Source organism: Pandoraea iniqua (genome assembly GCF_902459685.1).
Classification (GTDB): domain Bacteria; phylum Pseudomonadota; class Gammaproteobacteria; order Burkholderiales; family Burkholderiaceae; genus Pandoraea; species Pandoraea iniqua.
Map to the genome: position 1 here is coordinate 987048 of NZ_CABPSF010000001.1, position 17916 is coordinate 1004963.

A 17916-nucleotide genomic window follows, 5' to 3' on the forward strand; every position below is an offset into this window, starting at 1 on the left:
CCCTACGTTGGTTACGTCGCCTAAGCAGACAACAACCTCAGGAGCGAGACATCATGGCCAAGATTGTGTGTGTACTGTATGACGATCCCGTCACCGGATATCCCAAGACCTACGCCCGCGACGATCTGCCGAAGATCGAGTGCTATCCGGACGGTCAGACCCTGCCGACGCCCAAGGGCATCGACTTCCAGCCGGGCGCTCTGCTCGGTAGCGTGTCGGGCGAACTGGGCCTGCGCAAGTATCTCGAATCGAACGGTCACCAACTGGTGGTGACGTCGAGCAAAGACGGCGACAACAGCGTGCTCGACCGTGAGCTGGCCGATGCGGAAATCGTGATTTCGCAGCCGTTCTGGCCCGCGTACATGACCGCCGAGCGCATCAAGCGCGCCAAGAAACTCAAGATGATCGTGACGGCCGGCATCGGCTCGGACCACACCGATCTGCAAGCCGCGATGGAACACGGCATCACGGTCGCGGAAGTGACCTACTGCAACAGCAACAGCGTTGCCGAGCACGTGCTGATGACCACGCTCGCACTCGTGCGTAACTATCTCCCGTCGTATCAGTGGGTGCTCAAGGGCGGCTGGAACATCGCCGATTGCGTCGAGCGTTCGTACGATCTGGAAGGCATGCACGTGGGGACGGTGGCCGCTGGCCGCATCGGTCTGCGCGTGCTGCGCCTGATGAAGCCGTTCGGCACGCATCTGCACTATCTCGACCGTCACCGTCTGCCGGAATCGGTCGAGAAGGAACTGAACCTCACGCACCACACGAGTCTGGAAAGCCTCGCAAAGGCATGCGATGTCGTGACGCTGAACTGCCCGCTGCATCCGGAAACGGAACACATGATCAACGCCGACAGCCTGAAGCATTTCAAGCGTGGCGCGTACCTGATCAACACCGCACGCGGCAAGCTGTGCGACCGCGACGCGGTGGCTGCCGCACTGGAAAGCGGCCAACTCGCCGGCTACGGTGGCGACGTGTGGTTCCCGCAACCGGCCCCGGCCGATCACCCGTGGCGCCACATGCCGCACCACGGCATGACGCCGCACATCTCGGGCACGAGCCTGTCGGCACAAACGCGCTACGCCGCAGGCACGCGTGAAATTCTGGAGTGCTATTTCGAGAACCGTCCGATCCGCAACGAGTACCTGATCGTGCAGGGCGGCAAGCTCGCCGGTGTCGGTGCGCACTCGTACAGCGCAGGCAACGCCACGGGCGGCTCGGAAGAGGCGGCTCGCTTCAAGAAGTCGGCGTAATCCTTCATCGCTTCCTGTAGTTCCTGCTGTTCCGCTGTTCCGTAGTACCCGCCGGGTCGTCGGTCGACGTCCGGCGGTGGCAGTATCTCCTCGAGCTCAGTCTCGTTCCAAGGCCGGCCATCTTCGCGATGTACCGGCCTTTTTTTCGCCGAATCAGCTCAGGCGGGGCGCTTCGGAATATCGAGTCCGCGCACCACGGCCGGACGCGCAACGAAGGCATCGAGCACGCGCTTCACGTTCTTGAACTGCGCAAATTCGACCAGATCGCCGGCCTCGTAGAAGCCGACCAGATTGCGAATCCACGGGAACGTGGCGATATCGGCAATCGTGTACTCGTCGCCGAGAATCCACGTGCGATTGGCCAGATGCGTGTCGAGCACGGCGAGCAGACGCTTGGCTTCGTTCACGTAGCGATCGCGCGGGCGCTTGTCTTCGAAGTCCTTGCCCGCGAACTTATGGAAGAAACCCACCTGCCCGAACATCGGACCGATGCCGCCCATCTGGAACATCAGCCATTGCAGCGTTTCGTAGCGCGCAGCCGGATCGGCGGGCAGCAGCTTGCCGGTCTTCTCGGCCAGATACCAGAGGATGGCCCCCGACTCGAACAGCGGCAGCGGCTTGCCGTCGGGGCCGTTCGGATCGAGGATCGCGGGAATCTTGTTGTTCGGGTTCAGCGAGAGAAACTCGGGCGTGAGCTGATCGTCGGTCTGGAAGCTGACCAGATGCACCTCGTAGGGCAGGCCGATCTCTTCGAGCATGATCGAGACCTTCACGCCGTTGGGTGTGGGCAACGAATACAGTTGCAGACGCTCGGGGTGTGCGGCGGGCCACTTGCGGGTGATCGGAAACTGGGACAAATCGGCGGACTGGTCGGTCATGGGATCGAGGCGTTCGAAGGCGTGCTGGATGGGCGGCGGATTTCACCGCGGGACAGCCAATATAACGCCAAGTGAAAAGGCTTGCAGACGGCGGCGCAGGGGAAAGCAGGCTCCGCCGGATGTGACAGACATACGGCAGTTCCGTGAAGAACGCGCATCCGGCCGACAAGAAATTTCAGCTTGAATGTGCGGCCGATGGCGACTTAAATGGAAAGCCTGCATTTTCGAGAAATCTCGCCCCGCAGGTGCATGGGGGCTGACCGGCGAACGGCACGCACGTCGTCGTCTCTTTGTTGTTCTCTCTGTCGTTCTTCACGGCATTCGCGCAAGGACCGAACCATGAGCACATTCAAGACGAAAGATGGCACCACGATCTACTACAAGGACTGGGGCAAAGGCCGCCCGGTCGTTTTCTCGCACGGCTGGCCGCTTTGTGCCGACGCCTGGGATGCACAGATGCTGTTCCTCGTGCAGCACGGCTATCGTGTCATCGCCCATGATCGCCGCGGCCACGGGCGCTCGGATCAGCCCGGCACCGGCAACGACATGGACACCTACGCCGACGATCTGGCGGCGCTGGTCGATTCGCTCGATCTGAAGGAAGCCACGTTCGTCGGCCATTCGACGGGCGGGGGCGAAGTGGCGCACTATCTCGGCCGTCATGGCACGCGCCGTGCCGCACAGGCGGTGCTCATCGGCGCTGTGCCGCCCATCATGGTCAAGTCCGACAAGAATCCGAACGGGTTGCCGATCGGCGTGTTCGACGAGATTCGCGCCAATGTGGCCGCCAATCGCTCGCAGTTCTATCAGGATCTGGCGGTGCCGTTTTACGGTTACAACCGGCCGAATGCCAAGAAGTCGCAGGGCGTCATCGATGCGTTCTGGCTACAGGGCATGTGGGGCTCGCATCTGGGCCAATACCTGTGCGTGAAGGAATTCTCGGAAGTGGACTACACCGACGATCTGAAGAAGATCGACGTGCCGACGCTCATCCTGCATGGCGACGACGATCAGATCGTGCCGATCGACGACGCGGGCAGGCTGAGCGCGAAGATCATCAAGGACGCCACGCTGAAGATCTACCCGGGCGGTGCGCACGGCATGTGCACGGTGGAGGCCGAGAAGGTCAACGCGGACCTGCTGGAATTTCTGCGGAAGTAGTCGACGCCGGGCGATTTGAGCTGGCGTGAAACGACAAAGGGACGGCGGTTGCCGTCCCTTTGTGTTTGCCGCAGTCGTTCGCAGCGGTAAAGCGCTGACGCGTGATTACGCGTTGTTCAGCACTTTGGCGATGCTCTCGGCCACGACGCCGACGTTCTTCTCGTTCAGACCGGCGACACACATACGGCCCGAGCGAATCAGATACACGCCGTGTTCGTCGCGCAGCACGTCGACTTGCGCCGCCGACAGGCCCGTGTACGTGAACATGCCGCGTTGTTCCAGATAACGCGAGAGCATGTTGTCCGGCACGTGGCCGCGCAGACCTTCATGGATCGCGCCGCGCATGCGCGTGATGCGCTGGCACATCTGCGTGAGTTCGTCTTCCCACGACTTGCGCAGTTCCGGCGTGCTCAGCACCTTGGCAACGATCTTCGCGCCATGCGTCGGCGGGTTGCTGTAGTTCGAACGCACGGCGCTCGTCAGTTGACCCAGCACGCGCTCGGCCGCTTCGCCCGATTCGCAGATCACCGACAGGCCACCGCAACGCTCGCCGTACAGCGAGAAGTTCTTCGAGAACGAATTGGCGACGAAGGCCGGCACGCCTTGACGGGCCAGTTCGCGAATCACGAAGGCATCGGCGTCCAGACCCGAGCCGAAGCCCTGATAGGCCATGTCGACGAAGGGCAGCAGTTCGCGCTTCTTGAGCACCTCGATCACCTGCACCCACTGCGCGTCGTTCAGATCGACACCGGTCGGGTTGTGGCAGCAGGCGTGCAGCAGCACGACGCTGCGTGCCGGCAGCTTGTCGATGGCGTCGACCATCGCTTCGAATTGCAGGCCGCCCGTGGCTTCGTCGTAATACGGGTACGTATTCACGGTGAAACCGGCGCGCTCGAAGATGAAGCGGTGGTTGTCCCACGTGGGATCGCTTACCCAGACCTGTGCGCCCGGGAAATAACGCTTGATGAAGTCAGCACCGACTTTCAGCGCGCCCGAGCCGCCGAGCGTCTGCACCGTGGCGATGCGGCCTTCGGTGCGGGCCAGCGAGTCGTCGCCGAACACGAGGGCCTGCACGGCGTCGCGATAGTTGGCGAAGCCTGCCATCGGCAGATACGGCTTCGGACCCACTTCGGCCAGCAGCAGGGCTTCGGCCTGACGCACCGCTTGCATGACCGGCAGACGGCCATCGTCGTCGTAATAGATGCCGATGCTCAGGTTGACCTTGTCGGTACGCGGATCCTTCGCAAAATTCTCGTTGAGCGAGAGGATCGGGTCACCGGGATAGGCATCGATATGTTCGAACATGGCAGGTCCTGGAATAACGGAGATAACGAGAGAGCGAGAGAGATTCGGTAATACGGGAAACAGGCCGGCGCGCGAGCGCAAACGTCGATGATACCGCTAGTGCGGTGCCCCCGTGTGTGTCCGGGGTCCGGGACATGCCCCGCGCGGCGTGCGCGCGGGGTGGGCTTTCGTTTGCGTGGGTGACGCTTCGCGTCAGCGGGCCGCCGCAGCCGGTACGCCGGCGGCCGCGCGCTTCTGGCGCAGGCGGTAGCCGAGCGTGAGCACGACCAGCCAGACCGGGATCAGATAGACCGAGATGCGCAGGTCCGGGATCAGGTACATCACGACCAGAATGCCAGCGAGGAAGACGAGGCACAGGTAGTTCGTGAACGGGTACCACAGGCTCTTGAAGACCGTGGTTTCACCGGCACGCGCCTTGGCCCGGCGGAACACCAGATGGATCACGCTGATCATGGCCCAGTTGATGATGAGGGCCGAGACGACCAGACCCATCAGCAGTTCGAACGCTTTGCCGGGCATGAAGTAGTTGATCACCACGCACAGCGCGGTCGCGGCAGCCGAGACACCGAGCGCGGCGAGCGGAATGCCACGGGCGTTGACCTTGAGCAGCGCGCGCGGCGCATTGCCCTGACCGGCCAGACCGTAGAGCATGCGGCTGTTGCAATACACGCCGCTGTTATAGACGGAGAGGGCGGCGGTCAGCACCACGGCGTTGAGCACGTTGGCGACGAAGTTGCTGTTCAGTTCATGGAAGATCAGCACGAACGGGCTGCCGCCGGAGACGACCTTCTCCCACGGATACAGTGAGAGCAGCACGCCGAGGGCGCCGACGTAGAAAATCAGAATGCGGTAGATCACCTGATTGGTCGCACGCGGAATGGTGCGCGACGGATCGTCGGCCTCGGCCGCCGTAATGCCCACCAGTTCGAGCCCGCCGAACGAGAACATGATCACCGCCATCGCCATGACAAGGCCGGACACACCGTTCGGGAAGAACCCGCCGTGTTGCCAGAGGTTGGCCACGCTGGCGTCGGGGCCGGCATTGCCCGAGAAGAGCAGATAGCCGCCAAACCCGATCATGCCGACGATGGCGGCGACCTTGATGATGGCGAACCAGAACTCCATCTCGCCGTACGACTTCACGCTCGACAGGTTGATGGCATTGATGATGCAGAAGCACACGAGTGCCGAGACCCACGTGGGGATCGCCGGCCACCAGTACTGCACGTAAATGCCTACGGCCGAGAGTTCGGCCATCGACACGAGGATGTACAACACCCAGTAGTTCCAGCCGGAGACGAAGCCCGCGAACTGGCCGCAATACTTGTTGGCGAAGTAACTGAACGAGCCGGCGACGGGCTCGTCGACAACCATTTCACCGAGCTGCCGCATGATGAAGAACGCGACGATACCGGCAATGGCGTAGCCAAGCAGTACGGAGGGTCCAGCGGTTTTGATGGTTTGGGCGATGCCGAGAAAGAGGCCGGTGCCGATCGCGCCACCGAGGGCGATCAATTGAATGTGACGATTCTTCAGGCCGCGGTGGAGCGAGCCTTCTTGTGCTGCATTGGCGGACATGTCTGTTCCTTACCCTACCTTCGATGCCATGCGGCGCGCCTCTCTGTCTCCGTTCGGTAGGAACGGACCGGAAGCGTTGAGCCGCCACGGCGCGGTGCTTATGACACCGTCGCCGTGTTCTTGGTGGTCACCCCCCGAGAGGTGACCGTCATCCCGGCGCACGGGGCGCCGGTTGTCTCCCCTGGACTCAGACCTTGAGCGTGCCGCGCGCGATCTGGTCGCGTTCGAGCGATTCGAACAGCGCCTTGAAGTTGCCTTCGCCGAAGCCGTCGTCGCCCCGACGCTGAATGAACTCGAAGAACACCGGACCCAGCAGGGTCTTCGAGAAAATCTGGAGCAGCAGACGCGGCTTGCCGCCTTCGGTCGTGCCGTCGAGCAGAATGCCGCGCGACTTCAGCTCACCGACCGGCTGGCCGTGACCCGGCAGACGCGTTTCCAGCGCCTGATAGTAGAAGTCGTTCGGTGCCGTCATGAGCGGTACGCCGGCCATTTGCAGATTGTCGATGACCTGAATCAGGTCGTCGGTCAGGAATGCAATGTGCTGAATGCCTTCACCGTTGAAGGCCATCAGGAATTCCTCGATCTGGCCGCTGCCCTTGGCGGATTCTTCGTTCAGGGGAATGCGGATTTTACCATCGGGTGCGGTCATCGCCTTCGACGCCAGACCGGTGTACTCGCCCGAGATATCGAAGTAACGAATTTCGCGGAAGTTGAACAGCTTCTCGTAGAAGTTGGCCCAGAAGGACATGCGGCCGCGATAGACGTTGTGCGTCAGGTGATCGATCAGGCGCAGGCCGTGGCCGACCGGGTGACGATCGACGCCTTCGATGAATTCGAAGTCGATGTCATAAATCGACTTGCCTTCTTCGAAGCGGTCGATCAGGTACAGCGGCGCGCCGCCGATGCCCTTGATGGCCGGCAGACGCAGTTCCATCGGGCCGGTGGCGATCTCGACCGGCTGGGCGCCGAGTTCCAGCGCGCGGGCGTAGGCCTGATGCGAATCTTTCACGCGGAAGGCCATGCCGCAGGCGCTCGGGCCATGCTCGGCGGCGAAGTAGGCCGCGGGGCTGTTCGGCTCGCGGTTGACGATGAAGTTGACCTCGCCCTGACGATAGAGCACCACGTCTTTCGAACGATGGCGGGCCACGAGCGTGAAGCCCATCTGCTCGAAGATCGGCTCAAGCAGGTTCGGGGTGGGCGACGCGAATTCCACGAATTCGAAGCCCATCAATTGCATCGGGTTGTCAAACAGGTCGGCCATGATCGTCTCGGCTTTGTGAGGTGGATGTTTCGTTGGACGCGTGCACGGCCCGGTGGTTGTGCGCCTGACTTCGGAAGACGGATTTCTCGAGCCGGTCCCGCTTCGCAATTTACGCAATAAAATTGTGAATCGCTGACCGCCCGGTCGGGATTTTGTCCCCTGCCGTTTTAATTCCCGAAACCTGCGTAGTGCCAGCCATCGTGCGTGCACTGCATCGATTTGAGGGGCCCAGTGTAAGTGCGTCAACGCAAAATAGGATTTCGTAAAAGGCACAGGGAAACCCTATGTTATGCATTAATATTTCTAAATTGATGGGTTGAAGGAGAGGAAAGTGCATAACATCGAGATCGATCGGATCGACGTCCGGCTGCTGGCGGTTTTGCAGTCGCACGGACGGATTTCGAATCTGGAACTGGCCGAGGCCATCAAGCTGTCGCCGGCGCAGACATTGCGCCGCCATCGCCGCCTCGAAGAGTTGGGGGTGATCAAGGGATACGACACGCGGCTCGATGCGCAGCGACTGGGTTTCAGCGTCGTGGCGTTTGTCCACGTGACGATGGAGCGCGGGCATATTCGTGACCTGTCGAACTTCAAGGGACTGGTCGCGGAGCTGGCGCAGATACAGGAGTGCTTTTCCGTGACCGGCGATATCGATTACGTGCTCAAGGTGGTGGCGCGCGACCTGAAGGGCTTGTCCGATTTTCTGCTCGATACGCTGATGCGGATTCCGGGCGTGAGCGCCGTCAAGTCGAGCGTTTGCCTCGATGAAATCAAGTGTACGTCGGCGGTGCCGCTGGCGTCCTGAGGCACTGAAGGACCCCTGACCTCGCTATCGCTGTCGCTATCTCCGCGCCCGCACGGCGAACGCCGCGAGCGCCACGGCCACCACGACGAGCGCGCATCCGGCCCACGGGGTGAGCATCAACGCGTTCGCATCGACAAGCGCACCGCCTGCGCCCGCCCCGAGCGCCACGCCGACGTGCATGGCTGCCACGTTCACGCCGACGTTGGCATCGGCTTGCTGCGGCGCGCTGCGAATCAGGAAGTTCTGCACTACGGGCGAAATCGACCACGACAGACAGCCCCAGACCATCATCGCGACGACGAAGATCGCCACGTGCCACGCGTTATCGATACCGGTGACACCCATGCCACCGCTCCCGGCGCCCAGCATCGCGGCCAGCGGCACACCGGCCATCGCGACGAGAAACAGCAGCGGGCATCCGAGCAACGCACGCGAGGCGCCTGCCCGGTCCGAGCCCAGCCCGCCGAGCCATGCACCGGCTACGCCTGCCACCCCGAACGCGACGAACAGCAGACTCAGGCCATCGGGCGACGGCGCGAGGGTTTTCTGAAGATACGGTGCGAGATACGCGAACAGCGTGAAGTGCCCGCCAAGCATGGCAATCGATACGCCTTGCGCGGCGAGTAGGCGAGGCTGCGCCAGCGCTTTTACATACGCTCGCAGCGTCAGCGCAGTCGCGGGCTGCGTGAGCGGCAACGCGCGCCAGAGCACGAGCATGAGCATGAGCGGCGCGCTGACCAGACCGATCACGGCGAACACGGCACGCCATCCCGCCCAGTGTTCGAGCGTCATGCCGAGCGGAACGCCGAGCACCAGCGACCCGCTGATGCCCATGAAGATGATCCCCACGGCGCGCCCGTGAAACTCGGGCGGCGTGATTTCGGTGGCCAGCCGCGAGCAGAGCAGCACGATGGTGGCGCAACTCGCGGCCATGGCCATGCGCGCCACGAATAGCGCGGTGTAGCCCGGGGCGGCTGCGGCGGCGAGGTTGCTGAGCGTGAAGACCAGCAGCGCGACGATCAGCGCGGGGCGCCGGGCATGCCGGGAGAGCCACGCGGCCATCGTGAACGCCCACAGCGCGAAGACCGCAGAAAAGATGGTGGTGAGTTGGCCGGCCGAGGCCATCGAGACACCGAGCCCTTGCGAGATCGCGGGCAAGATGCCGATGCAGATGTTTTCGTCGATGCCCACGAGAAAGACCGTGAGCGCGAGCAGCCAGACTTTGGCGGCGCTATGCGGCGTTGCCGCCATGGGCGCGAGTGCCGTCGTTGGTGACGTTGGTGACGCCGATGACGTCGATGAAGTGGGGGAGGCCAATGAAGACTCCGATGTCATGACACGCACCGTGCGACACCGGGATTGGCGCGACGGTTGAGCGTATCGATCCGTCGGGTTTCGAGGCTAGGCTTCGGTTATCCCATCGCCGGAACATTATCGGAATCGACGCAAAGCGGCAACCGGGTGGCGGCCGACGTGGCCGCCGGGAGATTATCGCGAGGCGACACACGATAGTTGACAGCCCGGGAATATCTGTGATCTTATGCAGCACATGATCACCGCGCAATTCTCCCTCTCGCTACGACTACTAGCCCGCTCCACCGGGCTTGGTCCGTTGCTGCGCGCGTGCATCGTCTGAATTTTCTCTGAAGCACCGCTGATTTTCCCCAGTTACGCCGATCTGAGCCCCGGTTCATCCAACCGGAGGTCGTAGCTTTTTTGCGCTCAAGCGTCGTCCGGTTGCCACTTTTTCCGACAATCGAGACACGCCATGTTGAACAACCCCGCTACCAAATACCGCGCCTTCACTCCGGTCAACATTCCGGACCGACAGTGGCCGAGCCGCACCATCACGCGTGCACCGATCTGGATGAGCACCGACCTGCGCGACGGCAATCAGGCCTTGTTCGAGCCGATGGACGCGCAGCGCAAGATGCGCATGTTCAAGATGCTGGTCGCGATCGGTTTCAAGGAAATCGAAGTCGCGTTCCCGTCCGCCTCCGAGACCGATTTCAACTTCGTGCGTGAATTGATCGAAGGCGGTCACATCCCCGACGACGTCACCATCGAAGTGCTCACGCAGGCCCGTGACGATCTCATCGAGCGCACCTTCGCCGCCCTCAAGGGCGCACCGCGCGCCATCGTTCACTTGTACAACGCCACGGCCCCGGAATTCCGCCGCATCGTCTTCAACCTCGATCAGCCGGGCGTGAAAGCGCTGGCCGTCGCAGCCGCCAAGACCATCAAGCGTTGCGCGGACGCGGCCCCCGATACCCGCTGGACCCTGCAATACAGCCCCGAAACGTTCACGGGCACCGAACTCGACTTCGCCAAAGAGGTATGCGACGCCGTCTTCGATGTATGGCAGCCGACGCCGGACCACAAGTGCATCGTCAACCTGCCCGCCACTGTTGAAATCGGCACGCCGAACTACTACGCCGACCAGATCGAGTGGATGCACCGCAACCTCAAGCATCGCGATTCGCTGATTCTCTCGGTGCACCCGCACAACGACCGTGGCACGGCAGTGGCTGCCGCCGAGTTGGCCGTGATGGCCGGTGCCGATCGTATCGAAGGGTGCCTGTTCGGTAACGGCGAGCGCACCGGTAACGTCGATCTCGTCACGCTCGCGTTGAATCTCTACACGCAAGGCGTGGACCCGGGCCTCGACTTCTCGAACATCAACGAAGTCGCCCGCACGTCGGAAGAATGCACGCAATTGCCGGTGCATCCGCGCCACCCGTACGTGGGCGATCTCGTGTTCACCGCGTTCTCGGGCTCGCATCAGGACGCCATCAAGAAGGGCTTCGCCGCACAAAAGCCGGACACCTTCTGGGAAGTGCCGTACATGCCGATCGATCCGAGCGATCTGGGCCGCACTTACGACTCGATCATTCGCGTGAACAGTCAGTCGGGCAAGGGCGGCATTGCCTTCCTGCTCGAACAGTCGTACGGGGTGCAGATGCCGCGCCGCCTGCAAGTCGACTTCAGCTCGGCCGTGCAGCGTTACACCGACGAGACCGGTGCCGAAGTCACGGCAGCGCAGATCTGGCAATTGTTCCAGAAGGAATATGTGGAAGCGGCCGAACCGGTGGCTTATGTCGGTCACACGCTCTCGGAGCGCGACGGCCGTCAGCAGATCGCTGTGACCATCGACATCCACGGTCAACGCACGACGGTGTCGGGTGCCGGCAACGGTCCGCTCGACGCACTGATGAACGCGATGCGTACGCCGGTGCGTGTGCAGCACTACGAAGAGCGCGCGCTGACGCAAGGTGCCGATGCCCGTGCTATCGCGATTGCTGAAATGGCGGGCGAAACGATTGTCGGCAGCGCGTTCGGCGTAGGCATCGATGCGAATCTCACGACGGCCTCGATCCGTGCGGTTATCAGCGGCATCAACCGCGCTTACGACCGCAGTGAAGCCGATGCGAAGGCCACTTTCTTCGACGCTGTGATGCGCGATGTCGCCAAGGCCGTCTGAGGCTGTTGCAAACAGAAAACTCAGGCAGGAACTGAGGAGACACGTAGTCCAGCAGGGAATTTGAGGCAGACGTGTACCGCCGAGCGCTGATCGTGCGAGCGGGACACCGGTGCGGCGCGACGACACTTACCCAGTGTCGTGCGACCGCCCCGGCCACAGAAATCAAGCGGTGTGACAGGGCAGGGGGAACAGGCTCTGCCCGGTCAGATCGCTTCGATGGCGATAGCGATGCCTTGGCCGACCCCAATGCACATCGTACACAGCGCAAAGCGGCCACCTGAACGCTTTAGCTGATACATCGCCGTCGTCACCAGACGTGCGCCGCTCATGCCGAGCGGATGGCCCAGCGCGATTGCGCCGCCGTTCGGATTGACGCGCAGGTCGTCGTCAGCGACACCCAGCTGACGCAGCACGGCCAGGCCTTGGCTCGCAAACGCTTCGTTGAGTTCGATCACATCGAACTGATCGAGCGACATGCCGAGCCGCGCCAACAGTTTGATCGTTGCGGGCGCCGGACCGATGCCCATGATGCGCGGTGCTACCCCTGCCGTCGCCATGCCCAGAATCCGGGCGCGCGGCGTCAGGCCAAAGCGCGCCGCGCTCGCCTCGTCTGCTAACAGCAGCGCGCAGGCGCCGTCGTTGACGCCAGAAGCGTTACCGGCGGTCACGGTCCCATCAGGGCGTACCACGCCCTTAAGTCTGGCAAGCGCTTCCATGCTGGTGGCACGCGGATGTTCGTCGCGGTCCACCACAATGGCTTCCCCCTTCTTCTGAGCGATCGACACCGGTGTAATTTCTTCCGCCAGCGTGCCGTTCGCCTGCGCACGCGCCGCTTTCTCTTGCGAGCGCACCGCGAAGCGATCCTGATCTTCGCGGCTGATGCCGAATTCCGTCGCCACGTTCTCGCCCGTCTCGGGCATCGAATCCACGCCGTATTGCGCCTTCATCAACGGATTGACGAAACGCCAGCCGATGGTCGTGTCGTAAATCTCCGCCTGACGTGAAAACGCACTGGCAGCCTTGCCCATCACGAACGGCGCACGGCTCATGCTTTCCACGCCACCGGCGATCATCAGACCGGCTTCGCCTGCCTTGATGGCGCGCGCGGCGGTGCCGATGGCATCCATGCCCGAACCGCACAGGCGGTTGACGGTGCCGCCCGGCACGTCTTGCGGCAGCCCGGCGAGCAGCGCCGACATGCGGGCCACGTTGCGGTTGTCTTCGCCCGCCTGATTGGCGCAGCCGTAGATCACATCGTCAACCAGCGTCCAGTCGACGTTGCCGTTGCGCGCCATCAGCGCCTTGATCGGAATTGCACCGAGATCGTCGGCACGCACCGACGACAATGCGCCGCCGTAGCGGCCGATAGGGGTGCGGATCGCGTCGCAGATAAAGACTTCACTCATTTGTCTACCTCACCGAATGGGGGATTTCGAATTCACTCAATGCATGTCGAACAATGCAAATCGCCGGGAATTTCCCGGCGATGGCAAGCAATGCAGATGTCAGGCAACGGCCGGCGAGGGCAGTAGTGTCACGCCGCTCAGACGTTGCAACTCGTCGAACGTCAGCCCTTCGACCATATCGCGCACGCGCAGTCCTTCGGGCGTCACGTCGATGACCGCGAGGTCCGTGTAGATGCGCGTCACGCAGCCCACGCCCGTCAGCGGATACGTGCACGCGTCGACGATCTTGCTTTCGCCTTGCTTGGTCTGATGTTCCATCATCACGAACACCTGCTTGGCGCCGGTCGCGAGATCCATCGCGCCACCCACCGCAGGGATGGCGTCGGGCGCGCCCGTGTGCCAGTTGGCGAGATCGCCGGTCTTCGAGACTTGGAACGCACCCAGCACGCAGAAGTCGAGGTGGCCGCCGCGCATCATCGCGAACGAGTCGGCGTGGTGGAAATACGCACCGCCCGGCTTGAGCGTGACGGGCTGCTTGCCGGCGTTGATGAGGTCTTCATCTTCTTCGCCCTTGGCGGGGGCCGGGCCCATCCCGATCACGCCGTTTTCGCTTTGCAGAATGATTTCTTTCTCGGCCGGCAGGTGATTGGCCACTGCCGTGGGCAGGCCGATACCGAGGTTCACATAGGCGCCGTCGGGAATATCCTGGGCGACGCGGGCGGCCATCTGGTCGCGGGTCAGTCGGTTCATGTCGTAGCTCCGGAATAGGGGACGTCAGGCGCTCGCGGTGCCGGGCACCGCGACGATACGTTGTACGAAGATGCCGGGCGTGACCACGGCTTCCGGATCGAGCTCGCCCAGTCCGACGACTTCGCTGACCTGAACGATGGCGCACTTCGCAGCGGTCGCCATAATGGGGCCGAAGTTACGGGCGGTCTTGCGATACACGAGATTGCCCCAGCGGTCGCCCTTGAGCGCTTTGATCAACGCGAAATCGGCGTGAATCGGCGATTCGAGCACGTACGGCTTGCCGTCGATCACGCGGGTTTCCTTGCCTTCGGCGAGCAGCGTGCCGTAGCCGGTCGGCGTGAAGAAGCCACCGATGCCTGCACCGGCAGCGCGAATGCGTTCGGCCAGATTGCCTTGCGGCACCAGTTCCAGCTCGATCTTGCCGGCGCGATAGAGGGCGTCGAATACTTGCGAGTCGGTCTGACGGGGGAACGAGCAGATGATCTTGCGCACGCGCCCGGCCTTGAGCAGCGCCGCGAGACCGGTCTCGCCGTTACCGGCGTTGTTGTTGACGATGGTCAGATCGCGCGCGCCTTGTTCGATCAGGGCGTCGATGAGCGCCGAGGGCATACCGGCGTTGCCAAAGCCGCCAATCATGATCGTGGCGCCGTCGTGGACGTCGGCGACCGCGCTGACGAGCGATTCGTAAATCTTGTTGATCACACGTGCCTCCTGGGCAGTTCCGTCGAACGAACCTGCGGTCTCGGGCTGACTAGCCAGAGCCTGCGCGCCGTCCGGTGCGGTTGTCTCGTGGCGATGACGTCTTGTCCGGCGGCATCGTCTGGTTCACAATGTTCTTATAGCGAACAAATATTCGCTATAAGAACAGCGTAAGCTTTCCGATGTCGGGCGTCAAGACAGGGGAGGTGCCAGACGCATTCGGTGAGACTGTGTGTCCCGCACGGTGGAACCGCTGGCGCAAATCCATTACGCTTGCCGTCTGCGCGATCGTGGTGCACCGCCGGAATGTCCGGTGGTCCGTTCACTCGTGCTTGAAAAGAAGTCACCCAACAAACCGCCCTGCAACCCGCCAGACCTGCCGATAGCTACCCAATGACACCTGTGCCGAACGACTCCCGCGATCCGACCGAGAAGAAGCCGGGCGACTCTTATGTGCAGTCGTTTGCGCGCGGGCTTGCGGTGGTCAAGGCGTTCAATGCGGCGCGGCCGGCCCAGACGCTGTCCGAAGTGGCGCAGGCGTCCGGCCTGACCCGCGCGGGCGCCCGGCGCATTTTGCTGACGCTCGAAGCGCTCGGTTACGTGCGCAGCGAAGGCCGGTTGTTCCGCCTGACGCCGCGTATTCTCGATCTGGGCTTCTCGTATCTGACGTCGATGCCGCTATGGAATCTGGCGGAGCCGTTCATGGAAGCGCTGGTGCAGCAGGTGCAGGAGAGCAGCTCGGCATCGGTGCTCGACGGCGACGACATCGTCTATGTGCTGCGCGTGCCCGTGCGCAAGGTGATGTCGATCAACCTGTCGATCGGCAGCCGCCTGCCCGCGTGGTGTACGTCGATGGGGCGCGTGATGTTGTCCGCACTTCCCGACGACGAGCTCGACGCCGCATTGCGCCGTGCCGATATTCGTCAACACACGCGCCGCACGCTGACGGACGTGGACGCGCTGCGCGAACGCATCCTGCAAGTGCGGGCACAAGGCTGGGCCGTGGTCGATCAGGAGCTTGAAGAAGGATTGATCTCGATTGCCGCGCCGATTCGCAACCGGGCCGGACAAGTCATCGCCGCGCTGAACGTGAGCGGTCAGGCGAACCGGACGTCGGCGGCAGAGATGGAGACGAAGTTTCTGGCACCGCTGCAACAGGCGGCACAGAAGATTTCGCAGATGGTGGTCGTGTAAGCCAATCAGCGCTGAAAAACAAACGGGGCGTCGCTATGCGAACGCCCCGTTGTCATTTTTACAGCGTACCGATCAAGTGCGCGCGGCCCCGCCCAACGCCCCGGCGCGCGCCAACTGCATGGCTGAGAGCAGCGTCTCGTGATCGCCGATCTGATTGGCGAGCAGCAGAATCAGTTGCGCGTTGGCGGCCTGACTCTGCGCGTCGTCGAGATCGCGATGCATGTCGATAAGCGCTTCGTAGAAATCGTCGGGGCGCGTCAGGCGCGGTTGTGTATCGAGTGCCATGGGTGTCTCCTCCCGGCTGAATTCGTGTGTGTTGTTGAGAGCAGTCTCAGCGCCGGCTCATGCCGCGCATGCCATCGTCGCCAATGCTGGCGAAGGGCGTCCGAGTGCTCGGTCTCGCGCTTGCGCAATCGCAGCAGCATCGAGGGTGCGCCAGCGTGCACAGACGTGTTGATCCGGGCGCACCAGATAGACCGTGCCGGGCGTGGCGTCGTAACGCTGCGCCGCGAGCCCTTGCGCGTCGTGCCAAACGTTCTCGTCACCTTGCGCTTGCGTCGCGTCGTTCGTGACGAATACCGGCATGACAGGCACGCGGTCATTCGCCATCGCTTGCAGCGCAGCCAGTGCTGTGGCATCCAGCGAGGCGGGCGAGCCGAACACCAGCGCGACAAAACGTCCGCCCAGACGCGGCAGCAGCCAGCCGTCCTGTGCGTTGCGCGAGAGGGGCGCGTCGAGACACGTCGCCCCCGGCACCATGCGCCCGACGAAGGTGTCGCGATCGGCGGTGTTCAGCGTGGAGTCGTGCAACACCGCAGGCACCGACAAGCGGCCGCTGTTCACCAGTTGTCGGGCGAACGCGTGATCGCGTGCCAGCGTCAGCACAGCGTCCCGAAACACGCGCGACACAGGGCTCTTGGGCGTGATGAAGTCGGTGGCGCGCGTCGAGTTGAGAATGTTTTCGTCCGCGGCAAACTCACGCTCGCGGGCATAGGTATCGAGCAACGTATCGGGCGCGCGGTTATCCAACACCATGGCCAGTTTCCACGCGAGATTCTCGGCATCCTGTACGCCGCTGTTCGCACCGCGTGCCCCGAACGGCGACACGCCGTGCGCCGAGTCGCCTGCGAAGAGCACATTGCCGTGGCGGAAGCTGTCCATGCGCAGACAGGAGAACGTGTAGACGCTCACCCACTCCAGCGTGAATTTGGCGTCGGGGCCAAGCAGGGCCTGCACGCGCGGAATCACGCGCTCGGGCGTCTTCTCCGCTTCGGGATCGGCATCCCAGCCCAATTGGAAATCGATACGCCAGACATCGTCCGGCTGACGGTGCAGCAACACCGACTGATTCGGATGGAAGGGCGGATCGAACCAGAACCAGCGCTCTGCCGGGAAGTTAGCCGTCATCTTCACGTCAGCGATCAGAAAGCGATCCTTGAACGTGCGGCCGTGGCTGTCCACACCGATCAGCTTGCGCACCGGGCTGCGTGAACCGTCGGCCGCGACCACATAGCGCGCCGTGGTTTGATACGCGCCATCGGGCGTGTCGACCGTGAGCGTCACGCTCGCATCGGCCGCGCCGGGCGTGCCGTGCTGCACGAGCCCCGAGACCTTGTTCTTCCAGCGGATTTCGATGTTCGGCAGCTCGCTGGCGCGCTCGAACAGATAGCCTTCGACGTAGTACTGCTGCAAGTTGATGAACGCGGGACGATGGTGTCCGGCGTCCGGCAGCAGATCGAAGTTGTAGACCTCCTGATCGCGCAGGAACACACGGCCGACATTCCAGCAAACGCCTTTTTGCACCATGCGATCGCCGCAGCCCAGCCGGTCGAAGATGTCGAGCGTGCGCTTGGCGAAGCAGATGGCACGCGAGCCGGTGGAGAGCGTGCAGTCGTCGTCGAGCACGATCACGTGCACACCCTGATGGGCGAGATCGATGGCGGTCGCGAGCCCGACCGGGCCTGCGCCAACGACGATGACCGGGTGCGGTGCGGGGGCGGTTCGGCCGACGTTATTCGTGTCACTCGCATCACCCGCGTGAGCCGACTGTTCGGCACACGGCTGGTACGTGAACGTGAGGCGCTGGTAATCGATGCTGCTCATGCAATGTCTCCGTCGCCGGTGCCTCACCCGCGCGCC

At 62.9% G+C, this 17916-nt stretch carries 15 protein-coding genes; 5 read left to right on the forward strand and 10 right to left on the reverse strand.

Annotated elements, in window-relative coordinates:
* Nucleotides 1-53: 53 nt before the first annotated feature.
* Nucleotides 54-1259, forward strand: a complete 1206-nt coding sequence (locus PIN31009_RS04405) for an NAD-dependent formate dehydrogenase (RefSeq protein ID WP_058377313.1) — start codon at nt 54-56, stop codon at nt 1257-1259.
* 158 nt (nt 1260-1417) lie between these two features.
* Here the strand turns inward: PIN31009_RS04405 and PIN31009_RS04410 are convergent, their stop codons facing one another.
* Entirely contained in the window at nt 1418-2137 is a 720-nt protein-coding gene (locus PIN31009_RS04410) for a glutathione binding-like protein (RefSeq protein ID WP_150789429.1), read from the reverse strand.
* A gap of 339 nt (nt 2138-2476) precedes the next feature.
* Here PIN31009_RS04410 and PIN31009_RS04415 point away from each other — a divergent pair, with 339 nt between their 5' ends.
* Nucleotides 2477-3298 carry an alpha/beta fold hydrolase gene (locus PIN31009_RS04415; protein WP_150789430.1) on the forward strand — a complete coding sequence of 274 codons (822 nt, stop codon included), beginning with the start codon at nt 2477-2479 and terminating at the stop codon, nt 3296-3298.
* A gap of 105 nt (nt 3299-3403) precedes the next feature.
* On the opposite strand, the gene PIN31009_RS04420 is transcribed toward PIN31009_RS04415, so the two are convergent.
* The 3 genes from PIN31009_RS04420 to hppD form a co-directional block, all read right to left on the reverse strand.
* Nucleotides 3404-4603, reverse strand: coding sequence for an amino acid aminotransferase (locus PIN31009_RS04420; protein WP_150789431.1), 1200 nt, complete (start codon nt 4601-4603; stop codon nt 3404-3406).
* Nucleotides 4604-4795: 192 nt separating this feature from the next.
* A complete protein-coding gene (locus PIN31009_RS04425) occupies nt 4796-6181 on the reverse strand; it encodes an amino acid permease (protein ID WP_150789432.1) in 1386 nt (461 codons plus the stop codon).
* Between the two features lie 187 nt (nt 6182-6368).
* Complete coding sequence (gene hppD / locus PIN31009_RS04430) at nt 6369-7442, reverse strand: 4-hydroxyphenylpyruvate dioxygenase (protein ID WP_058377317.1); 1074 nt, start codon at nt 7440-7442, stop codon at nt 6369-6371.
* 331 nt (nt 7443-7773) lie between these two features.
* On the opposite strand from hppD, the gene PIN31009_RS04435 reads away from it, so the two are divergent.
* Nucleotides 7774-8247, forward strand: coding sequence for an Lrp/AsnC family transcriptional regulator (locus PIN31009_RS04435; RefSeq protein ID WP_150683170.1), 474 nt, complete (start codon nt 7774-7776; stop codon nt 8245-8247).
* A gap of 36 nt (nt 8248-8283) precedes the next feature.
* On the opposite strand, the gene PIN31009_RS04440 is transcribed toward PIN31009_RS04435, so the two are convergent.
* A complete protein-coding gene (locus tag PIN31009_RS04440) occupies nt 8284-9498 on the reverse strand; it encodes an MFS transporter (RefSeq protein WP_246185524.1) in 1215 nt (404 codons plus the stop codon).
* A gap of 517 nt (nt 9499-10015) precedes the next feature.
* Between PIN31009_RS04440 and leuA the strand changes: the two genes are divergently transcribed.
* Nucleotides 10016-11728 carry a 2-isopropylmalate synthase gene (leuA, locus tag PIN31009_RS04445; RefSeq protein WP_087689570.1) on the forward strand — a complete coding sequence of 571 codons (1713 nt, stop codon included), beginning with the start codon at nt 10016-10018 and terminating at the stop codon, nt 11726-11728.
* A 203-nt stretch (nt 11729-11931) separates the two neighbouring features.
* Here leuA and pcaF read toward each other — a convergent pair whose 3' ends face one another.
* The 3 genes from pcaF to PIN31009_RS04460 form a co-directional block, all read right to left on the reverse strand.
* The gene (gene pcaF / locus PIN31009_RS04450; RefSeq protein ID WP_058377320.1) at nt 11932-13134 is read right to left on the reverse strand and encodes a 3-oxoadipyl-CoA thiolase; all 1203 of its coding nucleotides are present in this window, start codon (nt 13132-13134) and stop codon (nt 11932-11934) included.
* Nucleotides 13135-13233: 99 nt separating this feature from the next.
* Nucleotides 13234-13884, reverse strand: coding sequence for a 3-oxoacid CoA-transferase subunit B (locus tag PIN31009_RS04455; RefSeq protein ID WP_058377321.1), 651 nt, complete (start codon nt 13882-13884; stop codon nt 13234-13236).
* Nucleotides 13885-13908: 24 nt separating this feature from the next.
* Nucleotides 13909-14586, reverse strand: a complete 678-nt coding sequence (locus PIN31009_RS04460; protein ID WP_150789434.1) for a 3-oxoacid CoA-transferase subunit A — start codon at nt 14584-14586, stop codon at nt 13909-13911.
* Nucleotides 14587-14976: 390 nt separating this feature from the next.
* Here PIN31009_RS04460 and PIN31009_RS04465 point away from each other — a divergent pair, with 390 nt between their 5' ends.
* Nucleotides 14977-15777 carry an IclR family transcriptional regulator gene (locus PIN31009_RS04465; protein ID WP_150789435.1) on the forward strand — a complete coding sequence of 267 codons (801 nt, stop codon included), beginning with the start codon at nt 14977-14979 and terminating at the stop codon, nt 15775-15777.
* Between the two features lie 72 nt (nt 15778-15849).
* Here the strand turns inward: PIN31009_RS04465 and PIN31009_RS04470 are convergent, their stop codons facing one another.
* A complete protein-coding gene (locus PIN31009_RS04470; RefSeq protein WP_150789436.1) occupies nt 15850-16062 on the reverse strand; it encodes a DUF2783 domain-containing protein in 213 nt (70 codons plus the stop codon).
* A 57-nt stretch (nt 16063-16119) separates the two neighbouring features.
* The gene (locus tag PIN31009_RS04475; RefSeq protein ID WP_150789437.1) at nt 16120-17880 is read right to left on the reverse strand and encodes an FAD-dependent oxidoreductase; all 1761 of its coding nucleotides are present in this window, start codon (nt 17878-17880) and stop codon (nt 16120-16122) included.
* Nucleotides 17881-17916: the final 36 nt, after the last annotated feature.

What these genes read in the sequence shown, in the direction of transcription:
- PIN31009_RS04405 (WP_058377313.1), top strand. Translation starts at nt 54, where the DNA reads ATGGCCAAGATTGTGTGTGTACTGTATGACGATCCCGTCACCGGATAT.
- PIN31009_RS04410 (WP_150789429.1), bottom strand. Translation starts at nt 2,137, where the DNA reads ATGACCGACCAGTCCGCCGATTTGTCCCAGTTTCCGATCACCCGCAAG.
- PIN31009_RS04415 (WP_150789430.1), top strand. Translation starts at nt 2,477, where the DNA reads ATGAGCACATTCAAGACGAAAGATGGCACCACGATCTACTACAAGGAC.
- PIN31009_RS04420 (WP_150789431.1), bottom strand. Translation starts at nt 4,603, where the DNA reads ATGTTCGAACATATCGATGCCTATCCCGGTGACCCGATCCTCTCGCTC.
- PIN31009_RS04425 (WP_150789432.1), bottom strand. Translation starts at nt 6,181, where the DNA reads ATGTCCGCCAATGCAGCACAAGAAGGCTCGCTCCACCGCGGCCTGAAG.
- hppD (WP_058377317.1), bottom strand. Translation starts at nt 7,442, where the DNA reads ATGGCCGACCTGTTTGACAACCCGATGCAATTGATGGGCTTCGAATTC.
- PIN31009_RS04440 (WP_246185524.1), bottom strand. Translation starts at nt 9,498, where the DNA reads ATGGCGGCAACGCCGCATAGCGCCGCCAAAGTCTGGCTGCTCGCGCTC.
- leuA (WP_087689570.1), top strand. Translation starts at nt 10,016, where the DNA reads ATGTTGAACAACCCCGCTACCAAATACCGCGCCTTCACTCCGGTCAAC.
- pcaF (WP_058377320.1), bottom strand. Translation starts at nt 13,134, where the DNA reads ATGAGTGAAGTCTTTATCTGCGACGCGATCCGCACCCCTATCGGCCGC.
- PIN31009_RS04455 (WP_058377321.1), bottom strand. Translation starts at nt 13,884, where the DNA reads ATGAACCGACTGACCCGCGACCAGATGGCCGCCCGCGTCGCCCAGGAT.
- PIN31009_RS04465 (WP_150789435.1), top strand. Translation starts at nt 14,977, where the DNA reads ATGACACCTGTGCCGAACGACTCCCGCGATCCGACCGAGAAGAAGCCG.
- PIN31009_RS04470 (WP_150789436.1), bottom strand. Translation starts at nt 16,062, where the DNA reads ATGGCACTCGATACACAACCGCGCCTGACGCGCCCCGACGATTTCTAC.
- PIN31009_RS04475 (WP_150789437.1), bottom strand. Translation starts at nt 17,880, where the DNA reads ATGAGCAGCATCGATTACCAGCGCCTCACGTTCACGTACCAGCCGTGT.